Annotated in this window: 10 protein-coding genes, 1 tRNA gene and 4 pseudogenes; 3 read left to right on the top strand and 12 right to left on the bottom strand. The window is 61.6% G+C overall.

The genetic code is table 11. The features are described 5' to 3' along the window. Positions 1-58 precede the first annotated feature (58 nt). The 3 genes and pseudogenes from LJU32_08570 to ptsP form a co-directional block, all read right to left on the bottom strand. Positions 59-1,792: a PTS fructose-like transporter subunit IIB gene (locus LJU32_08570; protein WKV90241.1), complete on the bottom strand. Its 1,734-nt coding sequence runs from the start codon at positions 1,790-1,792 to the stop codon at positions 59-61. Between the two features lie 22 nt (positions 1,793-1,814). Continuing rightward, positions 1,815-2,743, bottom strand: a pseudogene (gene pfkB, locus LJU32_08565) (1-phosphofructokinase). Continuing rightward, complete coding sequence (gene ptsP / locus LJU32_08560; protein WKV90240.1) at positions 2,743-5,604, bottom strand: phosphoenolpyruvate--protein phosphotransferase; 2,862 nt, start codon at positions 5,602-5,604, stop codon at positions 2,743-2,745. Before ptsP ends, pfkB begins: the two are co-directional and overlap by 1 nt. Before the next feature lie 304 nt (positions 5,605-5,908). Here ptsP and cra point away from each other — a divergent pair, with 304 nt between their 5' ends. Both cra and LJU32_08550 read left to right on the top strand, forming a co-directional pair. Continuing rightward, positions 5,909-6,904 carry a catabolite repressor/activator gene (gene cra / locus LJU32_08555; GenBank protein WKV90239.1) on the top strand — a complete coding sequence of 332 codons (996 nt, stop codon included), beginning with the start codon at positions 5,909-5,911 and terminating at the stop codon, positions 6,902-6,904. A 3-nt stretch (positions 6,905-6,907) separates the two neighbouring features. Further along, the gene (locus LJU32_08550; GenBank protein ID WKV90238.1) at positions 6,908-7,684 is read left to right on the top strand and encodes a TatD family hydrolase; all 777 of its coding nucleotides are present in this window, start codon (positions 6,908-6,910) and stop codon (positions 7,682-7,684) included. Positions 7,685-7,807: 123 nt separating this feature from the next. On the opposite strand, the pseudogene LJU32_08545 reads toward LJU32_08550, so the two are convergent. The 4 genes and pseudogenes from LJU32_08545 to LJU32_08530 form a co-directional block, all read right to left on the bottom strand. Continuing rightward, a pseudogene (locus tag LJU32_08545) lies at positions 7,808-9,837 on the bottom strand (methyl-accepting chemotaxis protein). Between the two features lie 255 nt (positions 9,838-10,092). Then, positions 10,093-10,932, bottom strand: coding sequence for a regulatory signaling modulator protein AmpE (gene ampE, locus LJU32_08540; protein WKV90237.1), 840 nt, complete (start codon positions 10,930-10,932; stop codon positions 10,093-10,095). Continuing rightward, complete coding sequence (gene ampD / locus LJU32_08535) at positions 10,929-11,489, bottom strand: 1,6-anhydro-N-acetylmuramyl-L-alanine amidase AmpD (GenBank protein ID WKV90236.1); 561 nt, start codon at positions 11,487-11,489, stop codon at positions 10,929-10,931. The genes ampE and ampD overlap by 4 nt, the downstream gene beginning before the upstream one ends. Positions 11,490-11,553: 64 nt before the next feature. Then, a pseudogene (locus LJU32_08530) lies at positions 11,554-13,730 on the bottom strand (DUF1631 domain-containing protein). Between the two features lie 266 nt (positions 13,731-13,996). Here LJU32_08530 and nadC point away from each other — a divergent pair. Next, a complete protein-coding gene (gene nadC, locus LJU32_08525) occupies positions 13,997-14,845 on the top strand; it encodes a carboxylating nicotinate-nucleotide diphosphorylase (GenBank protein WKV90235.1) in 849 nt (282 codons plus the stop codon). Between the two features lie 89 nt (positions 14,846-14,934). On the opposite strand, the gene LJU32_08520 is transcribed toward nadC, so the two are convergent. The 5 genes and pseudogenes from LJU32_08520 to truB all read right to left on the bottom strand — a co-directional run bounded on the left by LJU32_08520 (position 14,935) and on the right by truB (position 19,333). Next, positions 14,935-15,234, bottom strand: coding sequence for a DUF6388 family protein (locus LJU32_08520; protein ID WKV90234.1), 300 nt, complete (start codon positions 15,232-15,234; stop codon positions 14,935-14,937). A gap of 229 nt (positions 15,235-15,463) precedes the next feature. After that, a tRNA-Thr gene (locus tag LJU32_08515) sits at positions 15,464-15,539 on the bottom strand. 156 nt (positions 15,540-15,695) lie between these two features. Beyond that, a pseudogene (gene pnp, locus LJU32_08510) lies at positions 15,696-17,785 on the bottom strand (polyribonucleotide nucleotidyltransferase). A 218-nt stretch (positions 17,786-18,003) separates the two neighbouring features. Further along, positions 18,004-18,273 carry a 30S ribosomal protein S15 gene (gene rpsO / locus LJU32_08505; GenBank protein WKV90233.1) on the bottom strand — a complete coding sequence of 90 codons (270 nt, stop codon included), beginning with the start codon at positions 18,271-18,273 and terminating at the stop codon, positions 18,004-18,006. Positions 18,274-18,415: 142 nt separating this feature from the next. Beyond that, positions 18,416-19,333 carry a tRNA pseudouridine(55) synthase TruB gene (truB, locus tag LJU32_08500; protein ID WKV90232.1) on the bottom strand — a complete coding sequence of 306 codons (918 nt, stop codon included), beginning with the start codon at positions 19,331-19,333 and terminating at the stop codon, positions 18,416-18,418. Positions 19,334-19,335 lie beyond the last annotated feature (2 nt).

Below are 19,335 nucleotides of genomic sequence, written 5' to 3'. Positions count from 1 at the left end.
TATCTGCCACTCCGCTTTCGCGAGCAAGCCCGCTCCCACAGGGATTTGGTGTTGTCGGTCAGGCCTTGGCGGGTTCCAGCGCTAACTCGACAGCCTCAGGCCTTTTGAGCAGCGCATACACCACCGCCGTGACCAGGCTCCCCGCAACAATCGCCAGCAGATACAGCAGCGCATGGTTGATCGCATTGGGGATCGCCAGCACAAATAAGCCACCGTGCGGCGCCATCAGCTTGCAGCCGAAGTACATCGACAAGGCGCCGGTCAGCGCGCCACCGGCGATGCTCGCCGGGATCACCCGCAGCGGGTCTTTCGCGGCAAACGGAATCGCCCCTTCGGAGATAAAGCACAGGCCCAGCACGAAAGCCGCTTTGCCGGCCTCGCGTTCAGTCTGGGCAAACTTGCGCCGCGCAATGAACGTCGCAATGCCCAGACCAATCGGCGGCACCATGCCGGCGGCCATGGTCGCGGCCATCGGTGCGTAGCTCTGCGAGGCCAGCAGCCCCACCGAAAACGCATAGGCAGCCTTGTTGATCGGCCCACCGAGGTCGACGCACATCATGCCGCCGAGCAATACGCCGAGCAGAATCGCGTTGGTGGTGCCCATGCTGTCGAGAAACTGGGTGAGCGCGGCGAGCATGCCGGCGACCGGTTTGCCGACCACGTAAATCATCACCAGGCCGGTGACCAGACTGGCCAGCAACGGAATGATCAGAATCGGCTTCAACGCTTCCAGGCTCTGCGGCAATTTCACATAGCGGGCGATGGCTTTGGCGGCATAACCAGCGATGAAGCCGGCAATGATCCCGCCGATGAATCCAGCGCCCAGAGTGCCTGCGAGCAAACCGCCGATCATCCCCGGCGCAAGGCCCGGACGGTCGGCAATCGAGTAGGCGATGTAACCGGCGAGCAGCGGCACCATCAGCTTGAACGCGGTTTCGCCGCCGATCTGCATCAACGCCGCCGCCAGCGTGCCTTCTTCCTTGTAAGCGGTGATGCCGAACACGAAGGACAACGCGATCAGCAAACCACCCGCCACCACCATTGGCAGCATGTACGACACACCCGTGAGCAGGTGCTTGTAGACGCCGGTTTTTTCCGACTTGGCCGGAGCCTTGCCGTCGCTTGCCGCACTTTCCACTGCGCCTTCGGCCAGCGCTTTTTTCAGGGTCGCTTCGGATTGCTTCAGGGCAACGCCAGTGCCGCAGCGATAGATCTTTTTGCCGGCGAAACGCTCGGTGGCGACCTCGATATCCGCCGCCAGCAACACCACGTCAGCCTCGGCGATGGCCGTTGCGCTGAGCGGGGTTTTCGCGCCGACCGAGCCTTGGGTTTCGACCTGCAATTCATAACCCAGGCGCTTGGCAGTCTGCTGCAACGCTTCGGCGGCCATGAAGGTGTGGGCGACGCCGGTCGGGCAGGCCGTGATGGCGACGATGCGCGGCGCACGGGGCGCATCGATCGCCGGTTCGCCCTCGCTGGCCACGTAGACTTCGGCCTCTTCAGCACCGCGACGCAGCACCGCTTCGACATCCTGCAAGGCCTGCGCCGGAGCGATCTGGAACACGCGCTTGCCGACGAAGCGACTCATGTCCACCGCGCCAGTGGTGACCAGCAACACCCACTCGGCGGCTTCGATGGTCGCCGCCGACAATTCGCGTTCCGGGTGCGCCGGATCGACCACTTCAACGCTGGTGCTCCAGCCCTGACGCTGCGCCGCTGCATCGAGCAGACGCGCGCACAGCACACTGGTGACCATGCCGTTCGGGCAAGCCGTAACAATGGCTAACTTCATCACAAACCCTCTTATTGTTCTGTCAGGGGCGCACGCGCACGCCCTGTTCGAGCTGCGCCAGTTGCGCTGCGTCGTTGATACCAAAACCGATCTGGGTCACCGCCATCGCCGCAATCGCGGTGGCGGTGCGCAGGGTTTGCTCGGGGTGTCGGCACTGAGCAAACCGTGGAGCATGCCGGCCAGCAAGGAATCGCCGGCACCGACCGTGCTGGCCACGCTGACTTTCGGCGGCGAGGCATGCAGGGCCGAGCCGACACTGAACCAGTTGACCCCGTCAGCGCCGTGGGAGATCACCACGTGCTCGATGCCTTGGCCGTGCAAACGTGCGGCGGCTTGTGCTTCGGCGATCGGCGAGACCACTTCGCAGCCAAGTGCGTGGGCCAATTCTTCGGTGTTCGGTTTGATCAGCCAGGGGCTGGCCTGCAACGCAGCGCGCAAGGCTTCACCACTGGAATCGAGGGCGACTTTCAAGCCGAGCGCGTTCAACCTTTCAATCAGCTCGCGCAACCATTGCGCGGTGACGCCACGCGGCAGACTGCCGGCGACCACCACCGCATCGTGCCCAGGTGCGATCTGCTGCAAGCGATCAAGCAAGGCTTGCTGCGCCGTTGCATCAACCACCGGGCCAGGCCCGTTGATGTCGGTGATGCGCCCGTCCTGTTCGGCGACTTTGATGTTGCTGCGCGTCTCGCCCGGCACGCGGATGAACGCGTCGACAAAACCGCGCTTGGCGAACAGGGTTTCGAACGCTTGCAGATTGTCTTCGCCGAGAAAACCGCTGACGGTGACCTGATGGCCGAGATCCGCCAGCACCTGGGCGACATTGACGCCTTTGCCCGCAGCGTGGGTGTGCATCTCCTCGCTGCGATTGACCTGACCGGCATCGAGCCGTGACAGCTCGACGGTGAGGTCCAGAGCCGGGTTGAGGGTCAGGGTGAGAATCTTGGCCATTACAGGGCCTCCACTAATGCGCGCACTTCATTCGCGCTGCCCACGGCCAGGGCCTGTTGAGCGAGGGTTTGCGCCTGGGTCAGGCTGAGTTCACGGATGCGCGCCTTGACTTCGGCAATGCTGCGCCCGGAGACGCTGAGTTCGTCGACACCGAGGCCGACCAGCACCGGCACCGCCAACGGATCAGCCGCCAGCTCGCCGCAGACACCGACCCATTTGCCATGGGCATGGGCGGCGCGCACGGTGATGTCGATCAGTTGCAGGACCGCCGGGTGCAAGCCATCCGCTTGTGCAGACAGCGTCGGGTGACCACGGTCGATGGCCAGGGTGTATTGCGTGAGGTCGTTGGTGCCGACGCTGAAGAAGTCGACTTCCTTGGCCAGAACCGGCGCGAGCAGTGCGGCGGACGGCACCTCGATCATGATCCCCAGTTGCAGGTCGGCGACTGGAATTTCCAGACGCAGGCGTTCGGTCATGTCGCGGGCCTGGCGCCACTCTTCGACGCTGCCGACCATCGGGAACATGATCCGCAGCGGACGGTTGTCGGCCGAGCGCAGCAAGGCGCGCAGTTGCGCTTCCATGATCTGCGGCCGCTGCAGGGTCAGGCGGATGCCGCGTACGCCGAGGAACGGGTTTTCTTCCTTGGCAATCGGCCAATACGGCAGCGGTTTGTCGCCGCCGACATCGAGCGTACGCACCACCAGCGGCCGCCCGGCCAGTCCATCGAGGACGCGACGGTATTCAACTTCCTGGGTTGCCTCGTCCGGTGCCTGCGGGTGGGCCATGAAAATCAGTTCGGTGCGCAGCAGACCAATGCCTTCGGCGCCCTGCTCCACCGCGCTGGTCACACCTGCGCTTTCGCCGATGTTGGCGAACACTTCAACGGCGTGACCGTCAGTGGTGTGCGCCGGTTGATGGCGCTGTTCAGCGGCAATCTTCAGGCGTTGCTCGCGAGTGTCGCGCTCTTCGGCGGCACGCTTGAGGGTCGCGGCATCAGCGTCGACATGCAGACGCCCGCGCTGGCCGTCGAGCAGCAGCGGTGTGCCCGGTTCGAGCAGCAACACCGCCGCACCCGCGCCGACCAGTGCTGGAATACCGAGGGCACGGGCGACGATCGCGCTGTGCGCGGTAGCGCCGCCGCGTGCGGTGAGAATACCCGCCACTCGCGCCGGGTCCAGCCGCGCGACATCGGACGGGCCAACTTCGTCCATCACCAGAACGTACGGTTGCTCAGGCTCGTTCGCGGTTTGCACGCCACACAATTGCGCCAGCACTCGACGGCCGATGTCGCGCAGATCGGCGGCACGCTCGGCGAGCAACGCGTCCTGCAGCGACTCCTGCTGTTTGGCGGCAGCTTCGATCACCGCCATCCACGCCGCTTCGGCGCTTTCGCCTTGCTTGAGGCGGGTGTCGACTTCGTCGGTCAGATCCGGGTCGTCGAGCATTTCCTGGTGGGTGATGAAAATTTCCCGAATGGCCTTGGCCTTGCTGCGTTCGATCAAGCCCTGAATGTCGCGGCGCACGTCGCTCAGCGCTTGCTTGAGGCGCTCGCGCTCGATGGCCGCCGACTCGCCGCGCAACGGGTAATCGATGGCTTGTTGCACCTGAATGTGCGCAGGGCCGATGGCAATGCCCGGTGCGGCGGGAATCGCCTGCAACAGGCTGCCCGACGCCGGAGCGACCAGCACCTCGGCGATGTCGGCGATCACTTCGCGCTGCTGACTCACGGCCGGCAGCGGCTCGACTTCCTCACCGAGGCCTTCTTCAATCGCCGCGAGCAGGGCCGGCAAGGCATCGGCGGCGATGCTCGGCTCGGCGATCAGCTCCAGCACCTGACCGCGGCGGGCGCCGAGGCTCAGCAGTTTGCTCAGGCTCTTCACCGACACGGCGCTGTCCTGGCTGTCGACGATGCGCACGCGAATTTCGCCGTCAAAACTCTTCGCCAATTGCGCAAGAATCTTCGCTGGTCGTGCGTGCAAGCCATGGGCGTTGGCCAGGGCAATACGTGCGCTCGGCCAGTCGGCCGGCAGTTCACCGCCAAGCACTTCAAGGACTTTGCGACTGCTGGTGGCGCGGCCCAGTTCGTGGCCGCGACCTTCGATCAGCAACGCGCACAAACGCTCAAGCAACGCCTGATGCGCTTCGCCAAGACTCGCCAGGCAAAACAGGCCGCTGAGCGGCTGGCCGAGGTAGCGCATCGGTTTGTCCGGGGTGACGAACGCCAGCCCCGGTCGCTTCACGGTCTGTTCGCTGTGCAACCACCACAGGCCATCGCCCAGTGGCAGCGCTTCGACTTGCTGCAACACGCCGGCAAAGCCGTTGCTCACACAATCGGCCTGACGCAGCAGACGGGCGCCGCGCCAGACCAGTTCTTCGAAATCGTCGGCCGACACGCCGAGGCCGATCATCTGCGCATCGAGCGCCAGTTCCTGCGGCGCGCCTTGCAACAGTTTAAGCAGCGCTTCGGGGGAGCTGGCGCGACGCAAGGCCTGGCCCAGATCGGTCTCGCCGAGGGCGCGGGTCAGCAGTTGCAGCAGGCGCAGGTGTTCATCCGATTTCGCCGCGATGCCGATCGCCAGATAAACGATCTGGCCATCGCCCCAGTCGACGCCGTCGGGAAACTGCATCAGGCGCACGCCGGTGGCGAATACCTGATCGCGGGTTTCCGGGGTGCCGTGGGGAATGGCGATGCCTTGACCGAGAAAGGTCGAGCCCTGGGCTTCCCGGGCCTGCAGGCCGGCGAGGTAACCGTCGGCCACCAGACCGTCGGCAACCAGATGACTGGCCAGCAATTGCAGGGCAGCGGGTTTATCCACGGCCGACTGGCCCATGGATATCTGCTCTATAGTGAGCTCGAGCATGCGATCTCCTTTTGGCGCAGTTCAACGCCAGGTATTGTTTTGAATGGTTCACAGCTTAGGCGCTCTGCCGCGCTTTTCAGCGGCAGTTTTGGCGGTTTCACGGCAGGACCGGCCAAAGGCGTCTAAAACGTAGAAAATACGCTTGCTGAAACGTTTAATCTAGATTGATCGGCACGTTACTCGATAATGTCTCATCCTTGAAGTCCAACTGGTCGGATCTGCCCAGGCAACAAGTCGACTGCCCTTATCGGGTAGGATTGGCGAAAATGTCGCGGCATGCTCGAAACAACAAGGAAATACCGGGTTGAAACTCAGTGATATCGCGCGGTTGGCCGGCGTCTCCGTCACCACCGCCAGCTACGTCATCAACGGCAAGGCCGAACAGCAACGCATCAGCAACGCGACCGTCGAGCGCGTGCGCGCGGTGGTCGATCTGCACGGCTTCACGCCCAATCCGCAAGCGGCCGGCCTGCGCAGTCGGCACACGCGCACCCTGGGCTTTATCCTGCCGGATCTGGAAAACCCCAGTTACGCGCGGATCGCCAAGTTGCTCGAACAAGGCGCGCGGGCGCGCGGTTATCAATTGCTGATCGCCAGTTCCGACGATGCGCCGGACAGCGAGCGCCAGTTGCTGCAACTGTTCCGCGCGCGTCGCTGCGATGCGCTGATCGTTGCCAGTTGCCTGCCCGCCGATGATGACAGCTACCGCCAGTTGCAGGCCAAAGGTCTGCCGATCATCGCCATCGACCGGGTCATGGAGCCGGAGCATTTCTGTTCGGTGATCAGCGACGACCGCGAGGCCAGTCTGCACCTGACCCAGAGCCTGCTAGACCCGCAGCCCAAACAGATCGTGCTGCTCGGCGCACGCCCGGAGCTGAGCATCAGCCAGGAGCGTGCCGCCGGTTTCCGCGCAGCGCTCAGCGACTTCAAAGGCGAAGTGCTGGTCGAGCACGCCGAGTCGTTCAGCCGCGAGTGCGGCAAGCAATTGATGGAAGAACTCCTGCAGCGTCTGGGGCATTTGCCTGACGCGCTGGTGACCACTTCCTACGTGCTGCTACAGGGCGTGTTCGATGCGCTGCATGATTTCCCGTTGAAATCGCGGCCGCTGCGCCTTGGCACCTTCGGCGACACGCAGTTGCTGGATTTCCTGCCGCTGCCGGTCAACGCCATGTCCCAGCAACACCAGCTGATCGCCGACAAGGCCCTGGAACTGGCCTTGGCCGCGGTCGAGCAGGACGACTACCAACCGGGCGTGCAAGCCATTGCGCGGACCTTCAAGCAGCGTATTCATCGGGACTGAATCGTGGAGCTGATCGACAGCCACACCCACCTCGACTTCCCCGACTTCGACGCCGATCGCGCCGAGTTGCTGGCCGAAAGCCGCGCCCTTGGCGTGCGGCGCATCGTCGTGCTGGGCGTGCATCAGGACAACTGGCAACGGGTCTGGGATCTGGTGCAGAGCGATGCCGAGCTGTACGCGGCGTTCGGTCTGCACCCGGTGTTTCTCGATCAGCATCGGCCCGAGGATTTGCATGCGCTGGGGGACTGGCTGACACGGTTGCGTGGGCATCGGCAGCTGTGCGCAGTCGGCGAGATCGGCCTCGATTATTTCATCGAAACCCTGGATCGCGAGCGCCAGCAATCGTTGTTCGAAGCGCAGCTGCAACTGGCGGCGGACTTCGAGTTGCCAGCACTGATCCATGTACGCCGCAGCCACGCAGCGGTGATCGCCACGCTCAAACGCTTCAAGCTCAAACGCGCCGGCATCATCCACGCCTTCGCCGGCAGCCGCGAGGAAGCGCGGGAATACATCAAGCTCGGTTTCAAACTGGGTCTTGGCGGTGCACCGACCTGGCCGCAGGCATTGCGCATGCATCGGGTCCTGCCGGAACTGCCGCTGCAATCGGTGGTGCTGGAAACCGATTCACCGGACATGGCCCCCGCGATGTTCCCCGGCCAGCGCAACAGCCCGGCGCATCTGCCGGCGATTTGTGCGGCGCTGGCCGAGCTGATGAATATCACGCCTGAACAACTCGCCGCCGCCAGCACCGCCAACTGCTGCGAAGTCTTCGGCTGGTAACACCGCCGTCCCCTGTGGAAGCGAGCCTGCTCGCGATAGCGGTCTGTCAGTGACATCGCCAGTGCCTGATCCACCGCCTTCGCGAGCAGGCTCGCTCCCACATTTTTGATCCGGTTCCAGCTTTCAGACGCGAAACGCACTGATCAGTTGTTTGAGCTCAACCACCTGCGCCGACAGCGCGCGGCTGGCATCTTCGGTCTGGTGCGCACCTTGCGCTGTGCGTTCGCCGGCGCGGTTGATTTCGACGATGTTCTGGTCGATGTCATGGGCCACGGCGGTCTGCTGTTCCACGGCAGCGGCAATCTGCTGGTTCTGGTCGACGATCATGCCCACCGCGCCAAGAATATTTTCCAGTGCCTGCTGGACCTTCTCCGACTGCCCGACCGTGCCATTGGCCATCTGATGGCTGACACCCATGGCCTTCACCGCCGCGCCGACGCCGCCGTGCAACTTGGCGATCATCTGTTCGATTTCTTCGGTCGATTGCTGGGTGCGCTTGGCCAAGGTGCGCACTTCGTCGGCGACCACGGCAAAACCGCGCCCCTGCTCACCGGCCCGGGCCGCTTCGATAGCGGCGTTGAGCGCCAGCAGGTTGGTCTGTTCGGCGATGCTCTTGATCACCTCAAGCACACGGCTGATCGACTGGCTGTCGCTGGCCAGTTGATTGATCACTAGCACCGACTGATCGATTTCGCTGGCCAGCGCGGCAATGCTGCCTTGCTGCGATTCCACCAGACCGCGCCCGCTGAGGGTTTCGTCGTTGACGCTATGGGCGCTGCTCACCGCGGCCGCAGCACTGCGCGCGACTTCCATTGACGTCGCCGACATCTGGTTCATCGCCGTCGCCACTTGTTCGATCTGCGTACGCTGGCCGGCGACGGCCTGATTGCTTTGCGCCGACACGCTTTCGACCTGTCCGGCCTGACGCTCGACCTCGCCGACGGTGTGGCCGACGCGTTCGATCAAGTCGTGAATCTTCTTCACCGTGCCGTTGAACACCTCGCCCAACTCGCCCAGTTCATCACGGCTGCTGGCCTTGAAGTTGACGGTCATGTCACCGGCCGCGACCTTGTCCATCATCGCGCCAAGGCTTTTCAGGGTGGTGCGGGTCGAGGCGTAGAAACCGCCATAAAGATAGAAAATCAGCACGAACACCACCGACAGCGCCGAGGCTTGCAGAATCATGTGCGTGCGATTCTGCGCCAGACGCTGCTGCAACTGGCTGCCGAGGAATTTCAGCGTGGCCTGATTGAGCTGGTAGGTGTGTTCCATCAGCCCGGTGACCTGATCGTAGAACGCCTGCCACGGCGCATCGAGGGTGTCGGCCATCACCACTTGTTCTTCGAACAGCTCGCTGGCCTGCTTGAGTGAAGCCTTGCTGGTGTCGGCCTGGGCACTGAGGGATTCGCGTGCGGCGCTGCTGGAACCGAGGGCGTCTTGCAGTTTCAGCGCGTACTCGGCCTGGAGCTTTTCGATCTGCACCAGCAACTCGTCAAAACGCGTGCTCGAGGAACTGTTGAGAAAGCCCTGGCCCAACGAATACGAGCCTATCGCCCGGCCTTCGCCGAGAGTCTGCGTGACGCTGGGGTGATCAGCGTCACCAGTTCGCTGAGCTGGCGAATGTCGCTCTGGTTATCGCGACTGAGGCCGGCCTGACTGGTGATGATCTGGCTGAAAATCTGCGCATTGGCCAGCAACTTGCCAATCAACGCGCTTTTGCTTTGCAGCGAGCTCTCCGCTTGCTGGGCCTTGAACGCGGCGATCATTTCATCGCGTTTCGCCTCGAACTGCTTGATCTGCTCCGGGTCCTCGGTCATCGCCGCCAGCCCTTCCAGGCGCGCGAGCAAAGCCTGCTCCAGCGTCTGGATCTGCGCTTCGACGTTGCCGGCCTTGCCGGACTGGCCGAGGGTGACGTCGATCTGCACCAGATTGTTCAGGGTCTCCAGATCGCGACGCAGGCTCAAGCTGCTGCCCAACAGGTCGAGGCTCTGCAGTTCGACGCGGGTGCCCTGAAATTCGCGATAGGAGTCGCGCACCAGATAGAAATTGGTCACCAGCATCGGCACTAGGAACAGCACGCTGATCAGGCTGAACTTCATGCCGAAGCTCAGACGGTTCATCAGCGAGACGGCGGGATAGAGCAAGCTCTTCACTGGAAGTCTCCCTTGGTTTTTCTTGTTTTTATTGGCAGGCGCGGGACGAAAGCAGATAGCCACTATCGGGCGCTATCTCTGTATAGCGCAAATCGGCGGGAGGTTTTGTAACTTAAGGTTAATGGCGATGCAGTGATCGCCACAGTCAAAAGCGAAAAGATCGTCCGATCGCGGTCCGAGCCTTCGGCAGCTCCTACAGGAAATGCGATCCCATGTAGGAGTTGCCGCAGGCTGCGATCTTTTGATCTTCTCTAATCAGTGAACCAGAACAGTCCACAAGGCAAACCCGGCATACCACAGCACCGCCGCGCGCAGCAGCAGTTCCCACAGGCAGTCGAGGGTGTTGATGCCGTCCGGGCCGACCACTGGCGGTGGAACCTCCCCGGCTGCCAGGCCGACCTTGTTGATCAACTGCGCTGCGCTGATGTTCCAGTTCAACAGTTCGTGCAGCATCACTCGACTGACCGCGACGAAGTTGCCGACAAGCGCCAGACTCGCCGCCAGCAAACGCACCGGCACCCAATCGAAGGCATGGCGCAACTGCGCAGCACGCTCGACCAGCGCCGGGTTGGTCCCGTGCTCTTCGGCCAGCGCCAACAGCCGATAGGCCAATGCTGCCACCGGACCGAGGAGGAAATACCAGAAGATCACCGCGAAGAAACTCTGATAGGCCTGCCACAACAAATGACCTTGCACCTGCTCGAGCAATTGCTCGCCGCTGTCAGCGCAGATGTTCAGGTCGCGCTTGGCCACGTGCGCCGCCGCTTGCAGGTCCTCACGACGCCAGGCATCGCGGAACGGCCCGAGGCCGCCGAGCAGATCGCCACGCCCGAGGCTGTAAATCACCACCAACAAGTGCACCGGCAGCGCCAGCAGACCGTACGCCACCGGTTCCAGCACCAGCAGCAACAGCGCCAGCAACGCCACCGGGCACAGCACCAGAATCGTCAGCACCAGCCACGGTTGCCTGGCCAGCCGTTTGCTGTTTTCGAGTTTGTGCAGTTCGCGGATCCATCCGCCGTCGCGTTGAAGCCGATGACGCAGGGCCGAAAACTTCTCGATCCACACCGCCAGCAGTAACACCAGAAAACTCATTGTCCTTCCTCTTTTGCCAGGGCTGCGCGGTAGCGTGCCCAGTCGAATGCCGGTCCCGGATCGGTCTTGCGCCCCGGAGCGATATCGCTGTGGCCGCAGATACGCTGATCAGTGATCGCCGGAAAACGTTTCTGCAACTGCCGGGACAGCGCAGTAAGCGCGCGATATTGCTCGTCGGTGAACGGCAGATCATCGGTGCCTTCCAGCTCGATGCCCACGGAAAAATCGTTACAGGTTTCACGGCCCTCGAACACAGAAACCCCGGCATGCCACGCCCGCGCAAGACAGGAGACAAACTGGGTGACCTTGCCGTCACGTTCGATCAGAAAATGCGCCGAGACACGCAGGTCAGCGATGCCTGCAAAGTAGGGATGTTCGGTGACATCCAGACGATTCTGGAAAAATTCCTGCACCTTGCCCGTGGCGAATTGCGCCGGCGGCAGGCTGATGTTGTGGATGACCAACAGGGACACTTCGCCCGCCGGGCGCTCATTGAAGTTGGGCGACGGGCAGATCTGCACGCCATGACACCACCCGCTCGCGGGATCCAACTGCATACCGATTCCTTCAACGCCGACCATGTGGGCGCCCAGTATGCCGCGATCCACCCTCACCGCGCGATCACTTGCCGCGATTGAGTCGCCGCAGGTCGCCCAGCACCGATTCCAATGCGCGGTCGAACAGCAAGGTGTCATCCAGCGCACGCGCGGCGCCACGGCTGAAAGCCAAGGCGAGGTCGGTGCGGCTGTGCTCCAGCACTTTCGTCCCGGTGCGGTCGACGAAGACATATTTGCCGGTCTCTTCGATGATCGCGGCGAGTTTGCAACGCAAGGTCTGTTCGTCGTCTGCGTCGAACACCACCCAGTGGCCCACTCGCAACTGCTCGACCTGAGACAGACCGGCAGCGTCTTGCGCCAGGCGCGGCGCCGGGGTGGCTGTTGCCTGGCCGGCGCTGTGCTGCAAGACCTCGGGCGTGACTTCGATCAGCGGCATGGCGCTGTGATCGGCATCGTCGGAACGCTCCAGCACGCGCACGTGCAGAGCCTCCAGCTCACTGAAAAATTCGCTGGTGGCAAACGGGTCGAACGCGGTGCTGCTCAGGCCATCGCGCAGTGACTTGAGCAACCCCGGGACCAGTGCCAGCAGGCGCAGGCTGGATTCGCCGTCGTCGTGGCGCTGCACGCTCCAGACCAACTGTTCCATGGTCTGCACGTCGGCGTGCCATTCGGCAGACTGATCGCCATGCTTGAGGCAGGTCAGCAACAGCACTTTGCTCCAGGCCTGCTGGACGAAACTCACTACCGTCGCCGGCAGCACTTTGCCCAGTAGCGCCTGTTGCAACGCCTGCGAGACACGCCGCTGAGCCAGCTCGGCCTTCGCCCGGCCTTCCTCGGCGTCCCGCAAGCGTTGTTCAAGCAGTTCGGTGCGGCGGCGCTCTTCCTGAGTGAAGGCGAGGAAGTCGGCGAGCAGTTCGGAGAAGATCGCCGGGTCGTCGACAAACTCGCTGAGCAAGCGCTGTACCACTTGCTCGATGCGCACGTAGAGGTTGTCGCGCTCAGCGCCGTCGCAATCGCTCCAGCCCATTGCGGCCTCGGCGATTTCATTGAGCAGGCGCCGCGCCGGGTGCGTGCTGCGGCTGAAGAAACTTTTGTCCAGTACAGCGACCTTGAGCATCGGAATCTGCAGTCGGCCGATCAGCGTCTTGAGCGCGTCAGGCACGTTGCGATCATCGAGGATGCAGTCGAAGACCATGGCGATCAGGTTGATCACGTCTTCGTCGGCCGTCGCGACGACGCGGGATCTGCCGCTTCTGACGCTGACCCGGGTCAGCAGTTGCTCGAGCTGGTGGCGCAGATCGAAATCCTCCTGAGCCTCGAGCGCAGGGACGTATTGCTGCAAGTGCGACAACAACCGCAGCAGGTCGCGGGTATTGATCGGATGCGCCGGGGCACCGGGCTCCAGGGTCGGTGTGACGCGGCCGCGCACGTGGGCGAGCAATTGCTGCATCGCTGCGAACACTTCCTCGATGCCTTCGTCCGCTGGCGGCTCGTCGAGATCTTCAATGAATGTGTCGCTATCGGCAGGCTCGACCATGCGACGAGCCACGGCGGGTTTCAGATGTGGCAACACGCCGGTGGCGAGCAGCAACTGATTGGCTTCGGCATACAGTTGCTCGGTGTCGGCCAGCACATAGCGTTCGAACAGTTTGAGCAGGATCAGCTTGACCTTGATCTCGACGCCGAGGTTACGCCCGGCCTGCAGGAAGTATTCGCAGAGCATCGCCGGGCTGAGGGGATTGTGCTGATCATCGAGACGCTTGCCGAGCATCGAGCTGAACCGTGCGGTCAGTTGGTCGAGGGCAAAGCCGTCGCGCTTGAGCACACGGCTGACCATGGTCTGCACGGCGACGGTACGCTCCATGGCATCGGTGCGCGGCGCCGACTCTTCGACCACCGGGGTGCGTGGCAGGGTATTGGCGGCGGGATCGTATTGGGTAAGGCCGGCGAAGGCTTCAAAGAACAGTTCAAGAAAGCCGCGCTCGATATTCTTGCGCTTGAGGCGCAGGTCGCGCATGGCTTCGAAAAAATGTTCTGATCGACGTCGTTGCGCGCCCGGTCGGCCATTTCGAACAGGGTGTCATCAGCGTTATCGAACAGCTCCTGCAAATCGTGGCGCAGCTGCTGCGCAGCCTTGTCGCGAACCTGCAGCAGAATCACCGGCAAGCGGGCAAGCGGCGAGTGGTCCGCCAGATCGGCAGTCGCCCGGTGCAAAGGCACCACTTTCCCGTCGTTGCGCATCCTGGCCTCCTGGAACGGTGATTCGGTTCGTCGCTTTGACACTGCCCCAGTGGAGTCGTTCGTCAAAGCCATGACGTCAAATACAAGGCGGATTATCTGGCAAAAGAGGCCGGCGATGCTATAGGTCTCAGGGTTTCCCCTATACGCCATGCGCCTCGAACTCAGCGCAGGAAAATCGACCAGATGCGTCAGGCATGCGCGTTCTCGCCTTGGGTTGGCTCGCGCCCTGCCCCTATAATCGAACCACTTTGTTTGTGGAGTCCGTTATGCCGAATCTACGTCTCGCCGATCTGACCGCCGAAATCGAAAACAACGTGCGTCGTGCGTTGCTTGAAGACGTCGGCAGCGGCGACATCACCGCGCAACTGATCCCGGCCGAACGCCTGGCCAAAGCCACCATTATCACCCGCGACGACGCCGTCATCTGCGGCACCGCGTGGGTCGATGCGGTGTTCCGCCAGCTCGATCCGCGCGTGGCGGTGCATTGGCAAGTGGTCGACGGCCAGCGGGTCAAGGCCAATCAGCCGCTGTTCCACCTCGAAGGCCCGGCTCGCTCGTTGCTGACGGGTGAACGCAGCGCGTTGAACTTCCTGCAGTTGTTGTCCGGCGTAGCGACGCGCGCGCAATACCTGGCGGACTTCGTCGGCGAGACGCAGGTCAAGTTGCTCGACACCCGCAAGACTCTGCCCGGCCTGCGTATGGCACAGAAATATGCGGTGACCTGCGGCGGCTGTCACAACCACCGCATCGGTCTCTACGACGCTTTCCTGATCAAGGAAAACCACATCGCCGCCAGCGGTGGCATCGCCGAAGCCGTGGCCGCCGCGCACAAGATCGCCCCGGGCAAACCGGTGGAGATCGAAGTGGAAAGTCTTGAAGAACTGAAGCAGGCGCTGGAAGCCGGCGCCGACATCATCATGCTCGACGAACTGAGCCTGGACGACATGCGCGAAGCGGTACGCCTGACCGCCGGCAAAGCGAAACTGGAAGCCAGCGGCGGCATCAACGAAAGCACGCTGCTGCCGATCGCCGAAACGGGCGTGGATTACATTTCGATTGGTGCGATGACCAAGGATGTCAAAGCGGTGGATCTGTCGATGAGACTGAGTCTCTGAGCTGCAAGCTGCAAGCTGCAAGCTGCAAGCTGCAAGCTGAGCGATTCTGCTTTAACTTGTAGCTTGCAGCTTGAAACTTGTAGCTGCTTTTAAACGACTAGATTGTTCATCTCGCAGTACTCTTCCCACTCGACACCCAATACTTCCGCCGCTTCCTTGTGCAGCACGAGGCGCTGCGCCTCGAACTCCTCCGGCGTGCTGGTGTACTTGAGCGTCAGCTCCCACGGCTGCAAGCCCTGCGCTTCGGCTTCGTCTTCGAAGGCCCACTGGATCTGGTCTTTCTGATCATCGGGACTCAGGTCCTTGATCTCTTCCTTCAGGTCCGGCACATCCAGAAGGTATTTTTCCAGCGCTTGTTCGTGGCGTTGCTCTTGGGTCAATTCAGTCATGGGGTTCTCGCTGATCTTAGGAATGGAGGATGGATCTGGATCATCAAGGATCTCTCTGACGCGGACTGGCCGGCCTTCGGAACCATTCGGGATCATCTGAAAACTGCTAAGCGATGCTCATGCAGGCACCGAATATAGGACGTTTGCATGACGAATTACATGCCTCTTTACATCTCTTGCACAAAAAGCTGACCTGCGGAACATGTATCGACGTGGCGCGCTGAGGAGTTGGTGCCCGAGACAGGAATCGAACCTGCGACCTTCGCGTTACGAGTGCGCTGCTCTACCGGCTGAGCTACACGGGCGGTGGGCTAAACCTAGCACCGGACTCGGGCTGCGGCAAATTTGTGGGTTGTCTGATGGTTTTCTTTTGAGAACTACAATTTCTTTATTTCAGATAAAAAATGCCCCCGCCGTTTACACGGCGGGGGCATTTTCATTGCGCTAAAGCTTTCGGGTAATTAAACGCCCGAAGCCTTGGCAGCTGCCACGTCTTTGATGGACAGCTTGATACGGCCGCGGTTGTCCACGTCCAGTACCAGCACTTCCACTTCCTGGCCTTCCTTCAGGATGTCGGTGACTTTCTCTACGCGAGCGTCGCTCAGCATCGAGATGTGCACCAGACCGTCCTTGCCTGGCAGGATGTTTACGAATGCGCCGAAGTCGACGATTCGCTCAACCTTGCCGACGTAGATCTTGCCGATCTCGGCTTCTGCAGTGATGCTCAGAACGCGCTGACGAGCAGCTTCTGCGGCATCCTTGGTTTCGCCGAAGATTTTGATCGAACCGTCGTCTTCGATGTCGATCGAAGCCTTGGTTTCTTCGCAGATCGCACGGATGGTCGCGCCACCTTTACCGATAACGTCACGGATCTTGTCGGTGTCGATCTTCATCGCGATCATGGTCGGAGCGTTGGCCGACAGTTCGGTACGCGACTGGCCAATGATCTGGTTCATCTGGCCGAGGATGTTCAGGCGCGCTTCAAGGGCCTGGCCCAGAGCGATTTCCATGATCTCTTCGGTAATGCCCTTGATCTTGATGTCCATCTGCAGCGCAGTAACGCCTTTGGCGGTACCGGCTACCTTGAAGTCCATGTCGCCCAGGTGATCTTCGTCGCCGAGGATGTCGGTCAGGACGGCGAACTTCTCGCCTTCTTTAACCAGACCCATGGCGATACCGGCCACCGGTGCTTTCATCGGTACACCAGCGTCCATCAGCGCGAGGAAGCACCGCACACGGAAGCCATCGAGCTCGAACCGTTGGATTCGGTGATTTCCGACACCACGCGGATGGTGTACGGGAACACGTCAGCGGCCGGCAGCATGGCCGAAACCGAACGACGGGCCAGACGGCCGTGACCGATTTCGCGACGACCGGCGCCACCCATGCGACCACACTCGCCCACCGAGAACGGCGGGAAGTTGTAGTGCAGCATGAACGGGTCTTTCTTTTCGCCTTCCAGGGTGTCCAGCAGTTGCGCGTCACGGGCGGTGCCCAGTGTTGCCACAACCAGTGCCTGGGTTTCACCACGGGTGAACAGCGCCGAACCGTGAGTCTTCGGCAGAACGCCGACTTCGATGTTCAGCGGACGCACAGTTTTGGTGTCGCGGCCGTCGATACGTGGCTTGCCGTTAACGATGTTTTCGCGAACGGTGCGGTATTCGATTTCGCCGAAGGCTGCCTTGACTTCAGCAGCGCTTGGCTGGCCTTCTTCACCGGACAGCTTGGCAACCACTTGGTCCTTCAGCTCACCCAGGCGAGCGTAACGGTCGGCCTTGATGGTGATGGTGTAGGCCTGGGAGATCGCGTCGCCGAACTCGGCACGGATCGCGCCCAGCAGCTCGGTGGCTTCTGGCGCAGGAGCCCAGTTCCAGGTTGGCTTGGCGGCTTCGGCAGCCAGTTCTTTAACAGCGTTGATCACAACCTGGAATTCGTCGTGAGCGAACAGTACTGCGCCCAGCATCTGGTCTTCGGTCAGCTCTTTGGCTTCCGATTCAACCATCAGCACGGCGTCGGAAGTACCGGCAACGACCATGTCCAGGCTCGAAGCGGCTTGCTGTTCGTAAGTCGGGTTCAGCAGGTAGCCGGTGCTTTCGTGGAAAGCCACGCGAGCGGCGCCGATCGGGCCGTCGAACGGAATGCCGGAAATGGCCAGGGCAGCCGAGGTACCGATCATCGCAGCGATGTCCGGATCGGTCTTCTTGCTGGTGGAAACGACGGTGCAGACAACCTGCACTTCGTTCATGAAGCCTTCTGGGAACAGCGGACGAATCGGACGGTCGATCAGTCGGGAAGTCAGGGTTTCTTTCTCGGAAGGACGGCCTTCACGCTTGAAGAAACCGCCAGGGATCTTACCGGCAGCGTAAGTCTTTTCCTGGTAGTGCACGGACAGAGGGAAGAAGCCCTTGCCCGGATCGGCTTGCTTTGCACCGACAACAGTCACCAACACGCTGACGTCGTCGTCAACGGTGACCAATACTGCGCCGGAGGCCTGACGGGCGATACGGCCTGTCTCGAGGGTAACGGTCGATTGACCGAACTGGAATTTTTGATTACCGGGTTCACGGTGTCCTACCTTCTTTGTGGCTCTTGGGGGAAACGGTTTCTTGCGAATTCTTGGGCAATCTCAGGAATCGGCCCGATGGCAATTGTCCGGGTGCTACAGGTAAAGCCATGCTGCAGATAAAACTTGAGGCTGGGAGCCTGCAAGGCGCCAGCAGAAAACCGCTGACGCCCGACAGACCACCAACCTCATAGCGCAATCGCTGATTAGCGACGCAGACCCAGGCGAGCGATCAGCGCGGCGTACCGGCTTACGTCCTTGCCTTTCAGGTAGTCCAGCAGCTTGCGACGCTGGTTAACCATGCGGATCAGACCACGACGGGAGTGGTGATCTTTACCGTTGGCCTTGAAGTGACCTTGCAGTTTGTTGATGTTGGCGGTCAGCAGTGCAACCTGCACTTCTGGCGAACCAGTGTCACCAACAGCTTGCTGGTAGTCAGCAACGATTTGAGCTTTTTCTTGAACGTCGAGAGCCATGAGGCAATCCTTCCTTATCAGGAAACTGTTTCAGGGAAACAGCTTCAACAGGCCAGGGACAAATCCCTGTATCTATAAATGAGTAGTGACCATGCCTGTTAACAGCCACACTCGCCGGCCCGCTTGCGCAGACCGGTTCCGGTCATTCTGACCGAATCAAGCGACGCGGCGCGATACGCCCGTCTTCGCTCACTTCACCGATACCGATGAAGCGACCATTGTGATCCTGTACTCGTACCATGCCGAACTTCGGTGCATCCGGGGCACGTACCGGCTGGCCGTTGAGCCAGTAGAACGCGCTCGCTTCCGAGAAGTGCAGCAACGGCCAATCCTGCAGGCCGCTGTCCGATGGCATCAGGAAGCGATCGACCGCTTCGTTGCCGCCTTCGGCATGTACCGCTTCCAGCTCTTCGAGGGTCACGGTCTGCGCCAGGGTGAAAGGCCCGGCCTGGGTCCGGCGCAGTTCTGCGACGTACGCACCACAACCGAGTTGCTCACCGATATCCTCCACCAGGGTGCGAATATAGGTGCCCTTGCTGCAGTCCACCGCAAGCCGCGCAGTATCGCTTTCGAAGGCCAGCAATTCCAAGCGCGCAATAGTAACAGAACGCGGTTCGCGCTCCACTACTTCGCCTGCACGTGCCAGTTTGTACAGCGGCTGGCCATCACGCTTGAGTGCCGAGTACATCGGCGGTATCTGACTGATTTGCCCACGAAATTTCGGCAGAACCGCTTCGACATCGGCGCGACCAACGGTCACCGGACGCTCCTGCAAAACCTCGCCTTCGGCATCGGCCGTGGTGGTGGTCTTGCCCAGTTGCGCCAGGGTCTCATAGCCCTTGTCGGAATCGAGCAAGTACTGCGAGAACTTGGTCGCCTCGCCGAAGCACAGCGGCAACACGCCGGTGGCCAGCGGGTCGAGGCTGCCGGTGTGCCCGGCCTTCTCGGCATTGAGCAGCCAGCGCACCTTCTGCAAGGCAGCGTTGGAGGTGAACCCCAATGGCTTGTCGAGCAGGATGATGCCGCTGACGTTACGACGGATACGTTTGACCTGAGCCACCG

This window comes from Pseudomonas sp. B21_DOA (assembly GCA_030544685.1).
Taxonomy (GTDB): Bacteria; Pseudomonadota; Gammaproteobacteria; order Pseudomonadales; family Pseudomonadaceae; genus Aquipseudomonas; species Aquipseudomonas fluorescens_AO.
The sequence above is the reverse complement of the archived record's forward strand: the minus strand, read 5'-3'. Positions and strand labels throughout refer to the sequence as shown.

Coding starts and splice junctions, on each gene's coding strand:
- LJU32_08570 (WKV90241.1), bottom strand. CDS start 1,792: ATGAAGTTAGCCATTGTTACGGCTTGCCCGAACGGCATGGTCACCAGT.
- ptsP (WKV90240.1), bottom strand. CDS start 5,604: ATGCTCGAGCTCACTATAGAGCAGATATCCATGGGCCAGTCGGCCGTG.
- ampE (WKV90237.1), bottom strand. CDS start 10,932: ATGAGTTTTCTGGTGTTACTGCTGGCGGTGTGGATCGAGAAGTTTTCG.
- ampD (WKV90236.1), bottom strand. CDS start 11,489: ATGCAGTTGGATCCCGCGAGCGGGTGGTGTCATGGCGTGCAGATCTGC.
- nadC (WKV90235.1), top strand. CDS start 13,997: ATGCCGAATCTACGTCTCGCCGATCTGACCGCCGAAATCGAAAACAAC.
- LJU32_08520 (WKV90234.1), bottom strand. CDS start 15,234: ATGACTGAATTGACCCAAGAGCAACGCCACGAACAAGCGCTGGAAAAA.
- rpsO (WKV90233.1), bottom strand. CDS start 18,273: ATGGCTCTCGACGTTCAAGAAAAAGCTCAAATCGTTGCTGACTACCAG.